Source organism: Azospirillum himalayense, from assembly GCF_042657465.1.
GTDB lineage: Bacteria > Pseudomonadota > Alphaproteobacteria > Azospirillales > Azospirillaceae > Azospirillum > Azospirillum himalayense.
This window is the reverse complement of the sequence record NZ_JBHSLC010000066.1, coordinates 1-917: the sequence shown is the minus strand read 5'-3', so window position 1 is coordinate 917 and position 917 is coordinate 1. Positions and strand designations below refer to the sequence as shown.

Genomic DNA, 917 nt, shown 5'->3' with positions numbered 1-917 from the left:
CGATGCAGACGGTCTGGCCGATCGCCGGGGACTGGGTGGAGACCTTCTGGGTGGCGCCGGCCGAGGCGGGCGCGACGGCCACGGTGCCGCCGGTGATGCCGGTGTTGGGCACTGTGATGGAGCCGCTGGCCGTGCCGGCGACCTTGGCGCCCGTGCCCGGGCCGCTGGTGTTGTACGGCCCCTTCAGGATGATGCCGGCGCCGCCGTCATCGATCGAGGCGTCGCCGAGATAGACGGTGCCCGAGGTCGGGGCCGACACCGGGGTGCCGCCGTTGGTGATGGGAACGCTGACCGTGCCGGTGAAGGGAACGGTGGTCGAGCCGCCCGAGCCGCCGCCCGTGCCGGTGAAGGTGGCGGTGTGGGTGTGCGGCTGCAGCGGGACCTGGGCCGCCGACAGCAGAAGCTCCTGCTGGCCGACCTTGGCGCCGATGGCGATGTTCGTCAGGCCGGGTCCGGTCCCGGTGCCGATGGCGGCGCGGCCGCGCAGATCGGGGATGCCGAAGAGATCCGCGTTGTTGCCGCCGTAGCGGTAGCCGATCAGGGCGAACAGCGCTTGGTTATCGCGCACCGTCAGTGTCCGGCCATCGGCCACGACATAGCCCTGCGGGCACCAGTCGAACGCATAGGTGCAGATGGTGCCGATGTACGGCTCCACGTTGCAGGCGGCGGCGGGGGTGCTGAACAAAGCCATGCCGCCAGCCATCGCAAAGGCGGCGGAGAGAAGAGTCTTGCGCATGATGTGTCCTCGGCGTTGGGAAGGGGGCGGCGTCGGTGACCGCGACCCGTTAGGGACGGTTCGGGTACAGGCCGTTGGCCACGATGCAGACGGTCTGGCCGATCGCCGGGGACTGGGTGGAGACCTTCTGGGTGGCGCCGGCCGAGGCGGGCGCGACGGCCACGGTGCCGCCGGTGATGCC

At 71.1% G+C, this 917-nt stretch carries 1 protein-coding gene; it reads right to left on the bottom strand.

Going from position 1 to position 917, the window contains the following annotated elements:
• On the bottom strand, positions 1-736 hold a 736-nt coding region (locus ACFPMG_RS23750; RefSeq protein WP_376997691.1), incomplete at its 3' end, for a phage tail protein.
• Positions 737-917 lie beyond the last annotated feature (181 nt).